Here is a 7,102-nt window from a genome sequence, read left to right as displayed (position 1 = left end):
ATCGGCTACCTCCTGGCCTCCATGCGCGCCCACCAGCTCACCCCCGCACGCCTCACCGTGGCCGCTGGGTTCTACGCCGTCTTCGCCATAGGCCTGGTCCCGATTCTTGCCTGACCCCCGTCCCGGCGGCAGCCACCCGCACAGCTGTCGCCGGCCCTGGGCCGCATGCCACGCGGCCTTCACCATCACCCGCGCACCTCGCCACCGACAGGGACAGAGTGTCGCGCCCACCGACCCGGGCGCCCGGACGATTGCGTGATCGATGACAGGCCAGCACCACACACCCGACACCCCACCGCCCGAGCCGGCCCGATCCCGGCGCCGCGCACCACAGCGGCCCACCCGCGGGCACGCACCTGCCCCCCGCAGCCGGACCGGGCAGCACGACCGCCTCAGCACCGGCTTCAACGTGGCCCTGGACAGTGCGGATGTGATCACCTTCGACTCGTGACAGGGGACTCGTGACAAGGGATGCCGGCGGCCCCGGCCAGCGAGCGCAGTCGCCCAGGCCGCCGTGCCAGGCAGCGTGCGGCCCGACCGTTCGGACAGCTGTCCTTGCGTGCTCCTTTTCTTGCGTGATCCTCCGTTGGCCGGCGTGCGCGTGCAGTCTGCTGTGAGCCGGATTCCAGCGTTCGACGTTTACTGCACGGTGACCGCCAAGGACGCCTCTGGTGCAGGCGTCGAGGTCACGTCCTCGGCCGTCGCGGTGAGCGTGTGCCCTCCGGCGTCCAAGGCGACTGACGAGGTGCAGGTCCATGTGCCGTTGTCCGACGCTGTCGCCGTACAGAGCTGCGTCCCTTCGGCCTTCACGGTCACCTTTGCGTCCGGTTCACCGGATCCCGAGACCGTCGGGCTGGCAGCGACGGTCGCGCCCGCGTCGGGCGAGGTGATCGTCACCGCCGGGGCGAAGCCGGTGACGTTGGGGACGCCGTCACCGCTGATCTTCACGACGACGCTGTGCACCGTCACCTGGCCGCCGCCGTTGCGGAGCCGGAAGTCGGCACCGGAGTGCTGCTGGCCGCCGAAATAGGCGTCGGAGGCGCTCACCGTCGCGGTCTTCCAGGTATTGGTCCCGGTCAGCGGGATGCTGGACGTCGACTTGTACGGGTCCGAGGTGCCGTTGTCGTACTGCACGGCGAACGAACCGGAGCCCTGGTCGAAGTACGACACGGTGAAGGCCGCTGAGTAGTACCCGGCATGGGCGATCGAGTCCTCGACGTCGAAGTAGATGTTGCTCTGGGCGCTGGTGCGTGCGGTCAGGCCGTCGATCACCGAGGCGGTCGTCGGACCGTCGAAGCCGCCCGAAGGCCGCTCGTCCTGACTCATCCCGTAGGCGTAGTTGGCCGATCCGAGGACCGAGCCGACCACGGCCGTGCCGGGCGGCAGGTCGGAGGCGTCGAAGCTGACCCCGGTCGAGGGGTCACTGGTGAGGCCGGTCGGGTCGGCCACCGTTGCGGTGATGGTTTGCCGCCCCGGTGTGAGTCCGCCGCTGGGCGCGCAGCTCCACGCGCCGGAGTCGTCCGCGGTGGCGGTGCACAGGGACGCCGATGCTTGGCGCACGGCCACCACGCTGTCCGGGATCGCCGTACCCGAGATGGACGAGGCGAGCTTGACCGTCGCACCGCTGCGCGGGGTGGTGATCGCCGGTGCCGGCGGGAACTGGTGCTGGTTGGGCACCCAGGGACCGGTGACGGTCGCGCCGGCGCTGTGCACCGTGATGCTCGTGTCGGCATGCAGCCGGAAGTCGGCACCCGCGTTCTCCAGCCCGCCGAAGTAGGCGCCGCTGATGGTGAGATCGGCCGTTTTCCAGGTCTGGCTGTCGTGGAGTTCGATGCTGCCCGCCACGTGGTAGGGGTCCTTGGGCCCGGCGTCGTACTGCAGTGAGACGGGGCCGGTACCGCTGTCGAAGTAGGAAACGGCCACCTTCGCGTCGTACGCCCCGGTCGCGGCAACGGAGTTGTCGATGTCGAAGTACATGTCGCTGCCGCTGTGCCCGGCCGCGGTCCCGGTCGTGCGCGCGCTCAGGCCGCCTACGACGGAGGCTGTGGTGGGCGTGCCGGCCGAGCCGTTGTCGTCGACCTGGGCCAGGCCGTAGGCGTGGTTGGTGCCGCCGAGAACGGTCCCGACCGTGGCGCTGCCGGTCTGACCGGTCGCGTCCAGCCCGATCTGAACGCCGCCGAGGTGCCGCGCCGTGCTCGGCGCACTCCCGCTCACCTTTGCGTACGGCAGGGCGGTGGTGGGTGCGGAGACCTGCTGTACGAGGTACGACTTACCCGCCTTCACCGGGACGGTCAGGATGTCCTGGCTGCCGGCCACCACCTTGTGGCCGGTCTTGCCATCGACGACCTCCACCTGCTGACTCGCCCACGGGTTCTTGACCCGCAGCGTGCCCGTAGTCCCGGCCTCGATCGCGGCGGTGACGAGCTGGCCGTTTTGCACCTGGACATCGACCTTGCCGTTGCCCTGGATGTAGACGCTTCCGCTGACGTTCCAGTCGCTCGGCCACGCCGGTGCGAAGCGGATGATGCCGTCGTAGCCCTGCGCGAGCGCCTCGTTGACCGCGGTCGCGACGCCGGACTCCTGCTCGATGTAGGGCTGATAGCCGACGGTGTTGCCGATGTCGGCGAACCCGTTCGGATATACCTGGTGTCCCTCGGTGATGGAGATCAGGTTGCTGCGCACCTCGGCGGGGTTCTCCAGCCGCGCCGCGTCGATCGCGTCCATCGACCAGTCGTTGCCGCCCTTGTTGGGCCGGTGGGCGTAGCTGCGCTGCTCCAGCGCGAAGAGGTTGCTGTTCTGGTCACTCACCGTGTTCCACGGCCACAGCGGTTCCAGCTCGATGTTCTCGCCGTTCCTGCGCTGCGCCGTGGGCTGGTAGGAGATGGCGATCATGTCGGTGCCGGTCGCGTCCGCGGCGTCCGTTTCGGCCGCGGTGTAGTTCGGGTTGAGCAGCTGCGTCCGGGTGGCCTGGTCGGTCCGCGGGTACGGCGGGATCTGCGTCTCCGCCGTCCTGACCTGCTGGACCAGTGCGGCGTCGGTGGTGCCGGCCGTGCCGAGCACCTTCGCGGCCTGCTCGATGATCGGGAAGAGCGTGAGGTCCACCGCGATGTCGGTGGTGGGGTCCTGGACGGCCCACTGGGTCTCGTGTGCGTTGGCGTTCGCGTGCAGCAGCCCGTCAGCGCCGACGGTCTGGTACGCCAGCTGGAACACGGCGGTGGACTTCATGAAGGGGAAGTACTTCTTCAGCATCGCGCGGTCGCCGGTGGCCTGGTACTGCTGCCACATGTACAGCGCCACCTCGGGCCCGCTGGAGATGTTCAGCGCGTTCCAGTTCGGGCTCCCGGGCTCGCTGCAGGACGCGTTGGCCCCGGGGCTGAGGTCGCCGCCGTTGCCGTTGAAGCGCATGGTCTCCGGCACGCAGGAGCCGGGCAGGCCGCCCATCGCGGCCTTCGTCCACGCCTCGATCTGCGGCAGGTCGTTGGCGTACATGTCGAAGATCGGTGTGTTCAGGTCGTAGTTGCCAGAGCTCATGTTCGCCGAGATCTGCGTGCGCAGATTCCACAGCCAGTACGCCGACGGTGTCCAGGTCTGGGTGTCCTTGCTCCAGGCGAACATGTCCGCCTCGCCGGCCTGGCTGCCCGGGTAGCTGCCCTTCTTCATGGACGCCGCTTCCTCGTAGAGGTAGAGCGTGCGGAGGTTCTCGATGTAAGCGGCGCTGCCGTCCGTCGAGTTCATCTCGACCAGGCCCGAGTGCGTCCAGAAGTGGTTCCACCACCGGCCCTGAGCTGACATCAGGCTCGACTCGCGCAGGGTCGCGTCGTGGCCGATCAGCTTGGCCGCGGTCGTGGCGGCGTTGCCGCCGGTCCACGCCGGCGATGCGACGACGACGCGGAACGTCCCGTCGGCATGGGGTTTGAGGCTGACCTTCACCTGCGTCGGGGCCGCCACCGTAGTGCTGACCTGCTGGCCGTCTGCGGTGATGGCCGCAAGCGAACCGAACGTCTGTCCGCTTCCGGTCGGGGGACCACCGTCCACCCAGGTCTCGGCGAGCGTGCCGACGGTGCCGGACACTCCGGCGGCCGGCTTGCGTCCGGACCACAGGTTGATCGTGGCCGTCTGGGTGAGGCCGGGGTTCGCGCCGGCGACGTCGACGATCAGTTCGTCCTTCGCGCTCGCCACCCACGCCTTCATGGACATGCCGCCGCCGGACTCCCGGAGCACGCCTTCGGTGAGATCCAGCCGCCCGGTGAAGTCAGCGGCGTGCGAGATCACCGAGAGGCCCGGGATATTGAGCTGGCCTGGAGATTTGCGATCCGGCATGGTGTCCGAGCGGTTCAGCTGGGCGGTGAAGCCACCCGCCGCCCACGCCGCCACACCCAGCGACCCGTTGCCCAGCGGCATGGACCCGGTACCCGTCAGGTTCGGTGACCCGAGCACGATGTCGGAACGGCTGACAACCCCGGCCGGGTCAAGGTGGAAGGCCCCGTGGCGCCAAGCAGTCGATGCGTTCGTGGCCCCCTCCGCCGTGCCGGAGTTCACCAGGACGAGGCTTGCGAGTGCGGCGAGCAGCGCCGACCAAAGCGAGAGGGCGCGCCGAAGCGAGGCTCGCCGGTGGCGCGGGACGATCTGCACGATGCCCTCCAGGGCTGTACGACGCTCGGCCGAGAGAAGTGAAGCAGCGATCCGATGAATGCATCTTTTCGTGGCGCAGTTGATCGAGTTCGTGGGCGAATTGAGTCGCGGGAGCCAGCTAACATCGGATGACTGTCGTTCTAACGCATCGAAGGCGCTGGCGTAAAGACCCCGGCACCCGAAGGCGCGCGCCGAGCGGGTTCTCAGCGCGACGAAGTCCGCCGTGCTGAAACCGGCGGCCCTGACCGTCGCGCAGTACGCGGCGCCGCTGCACCCCGCGGAGCCCCCTGGCATCTCGCCCGCCGCCCTGGCCCGCCTGCGCGGGGTCACACCCCCGACTATGAACACGGTCCTGAAGAACCTCCAGGACCGCCGGCTCATTGAACGCACCCGCACGACTGGCGCCCGGACGCTCGCGGCGCTCGACGCGAGCGGCGAGGCAAGTGGTACCAGCGGCACGTACGCCCTGATCCAGGGCCGAGGCCGCGACGGCACCGGGTTGCCGCCCCTGCGGCGCTGATTGGGGCCGCGATGCTCCTGATACGGCGAAGCCCCCGGACAGGCCCGGGGGCTTCGCCTGACGTCGCGGCAGGAAGGTCAGCGGCGCCGCCAGCGGTCCTGGAAGGTCAGTTGAGCGTGAGCGCCGCGCTGTCGTCCGCCGCGTTCGGGTCGAACGGCGGGCGCCAGCTTGCGTCGGGGCTCCAGGCCATGGCCACCGAGCCCTGGGCGCCGGGAACGACCTGGTCGACCCGGACGGTCAGGCTGAACTGGGCCGTCCGCCCGGCCGGGACGAGGTAACTCTCGGAGCAGGCGTACGGACCGTGCGCCGTGGTCTGCGGGTCGTCGACGGTCTGCGGCCGGCAGTTGGCGGACGAGCCCACGATGGTGGTGCCCGGCGGCGGGACGACCGTGACGCCGATGGGCTCGCCGCTGCGGTAGAAGATTGTCGCCGGACCGGTGTTGGTCATGCTGAAGTCGAGCTGCACGGTGTCGCCCTGGGCCGCCTGCGCGGTGGCGCCGCTGACCGAGAAGTCCGCGGTGTTGGCGGCCTGGAGCGCGGTGATGCGGTAGTCGTTGCTCCCGTCCGCGAACGGCAGCGAAACCTTGCCGGCCGGCGCGGTGCTCGGCGTGCCCGGGTCGAGCACGTCGAGCCGGAGCTTGCTGCCCGTGCCCTGAGTCCAGGTGCGGCCGGCCTGCATCTGCTGCAGGAACGCGTCGCCCTTCGGCGCGGTGAGGGTGTCGAGGTAGGTGTAGTACGCGGCCGAGGTGACGTTCAGCTGCACCGCAGTGGCCAGGGCGGCCCGCTCACCGACCTGGATCGGTTGGGCGAAGGTGCACAGCGCGTCCTCGGCCGAGACGTCGTCGGGCACCGAGCTGTATGTGCAGTTGGCGAAGTGCTGGGCGAAGGTCAGGCCGGGCGAGGCCATCAGCAGCACCTGGGCAGCGGCCGCCGGACGGTCCCCGGTGTTGGTGAACTCCACCGGTTCGCTGACCGTCGAGCCGACCGGGAGCCCGGTGTGCTGGGTGGGTTGTGCCAGGTCGAAGGCCGGCCCGCCGATCTGTACGGAGCCGCTGCCGCCGACGAAGGTCCCGGCCGTTGCCGTTCCGGTCACCGTGTACGAGGCGGCGGCGCCGGGCGTGACGCCGGGGCGGGCGGCGATCGTCAACTCGGTGACGCCGCCGAGCCCGCCCCCCGTCGGATTGTCGTCGTAGAAGTACTCCTGGCAGGTGGCGACGGAGTTCGTCACCGTGCAGTTGTCGGAAAAGGTCACATCGGCGATCTGCGCCAGTTTCTGTGCGTCGATGGTGAGCGTGACCTGGGTCGCCACGCTGCTCGCGTCGGTGGTGAACTGCAGGGCGGCCTGCACGGTGCCGGCGACCCCGGTGGCCGCGCCGGTCGGCACGGCCACCGTCGCGGGCTTCCGCAGTGTGATGACGGGCCCGGTGGTGTCGGCGGCGGCCGGCGTGACGCCGGACAGGAGGCTGAAGGCGGCCGCGATCAGCGCGGCGGTGGTGAACGCCGCGGTGCGGCGTAGGACATGACGGTGCATCCGGTAGGTTCCCCCCTGAGGATTGGTCTATACCTACACGGTAGAGAATGCCTGGCCGAATGTCCTCCCACATTCGGGACCGGTGATCCTGACATACCGGTGATAGCCAGACATGCACTGCGAAGCGTCTCTAGAACTCTGTGTGTGCCTGTGGTTTCCAGGCTTTTCGGGCGCGGCGTGGCCGTGTGCGGTTGCCGTCCGGTGGTCCGAACCTCGGGGTGAGGGGGTGGACCTCGGTGGCGTGCAGGTGGTGGAAGCCGGTCCGCTCGGCGGCGCGGGTGCGCTGCCGGCAGGTTCTGCGTGAGAGCCGCCTCCGGCCGGGTGCGGGTACTCCATGACCTGGCACCGGCCCGGATACGGCGGCTGGTGTCGTGGTGTCATGCCCCGCCGGACGCTGGACTGCCCCCGTGGTGGGGGTG

The 7,102-nt window shown here is 69.7% G+C and carries 4 protein-coding genes; 1 reads left to right on the top strand and 3 read right to left on the bottom strand.

The features are described from left to right. Positions 1-639: 639 nt before the first annotated feature. Entirely contained in the window at positions 640-4,632 is a 3,993-nt protein-coding gene (locus FCI23_RS53045) for an Ig-like domain-containing protein (RefSeq protein ID WP_136731225.1), read from the bottom strand. A gap of 223 nt (positions 4,633-4,855) precedes the next feature. Between FCI23_RS53045 and FCI23_RS57860 the strand changes: the two genes are divergently transcribed. Then, the gene (locus FCI23_RS57860) at positions 4,856-5,152 is read left to right on the top strand and encodes a MarR family transcriptional regulator (RefSeq protein ID WP_169317440.1); all 297 of its coding nucleotides are present in this window, start codon (positions 4,856-4,858) and stop codon (positions 5,150-5,152) included. Between the two features lie 106 nt (positions 5,153-5,258). Here the strand turns inward: FCI23_RS57860 and FCI23_RS53035 are convergent, their stop codons facing one another. Together FCI23_RS53035 and FCI23_RS58990 are read right to left on the bottom strand one after the other, a co-directional pair. Next, positions 5,259-6,683 (bottom strand): BTB/POZ domain-containing protein, encoded by a 1,425-nt coding sequence (locus tag FCI23_RS53035; protein WP_136731222.1) that lies wholly within the window; start codon positions 6,681-6,683, stop codon positions 5,259-5,261. Between the two features lie 130 nt (positions 6,684-6,813). Continuing rightward, positions 6,814-7,102, bottom strand: a 289-nt coding sequence (locus FCI23_RS58990; protein WP_211265876.1) for a hypothetical protein, incomplete at its 5' end; no start/stop codon positions are given.

This window comes from Actinacidiphila oryziradicis (assembly GCF_005047355.1).
Taxonomy (GTDB): domain Bacteria; phylum Actinomycetota; class Actinomycetes; order Streptomycetales; family Streptomycetaceae; genus Actinacidiphila; species Actinacidiphila oryziradicis.
This window is presented reverse-complemented; position numbering and strand designations above follow the sequence as displayed.

Coding starts and splice junctions, on each gene's coding strand:
- FCI23_RS53035 (WP_136731222.1), bottom strand. CDS start 6,683: ATGCACCGTCATGTCCTACGCCGCACCGCGGCGTTCACCACCGCCGCG.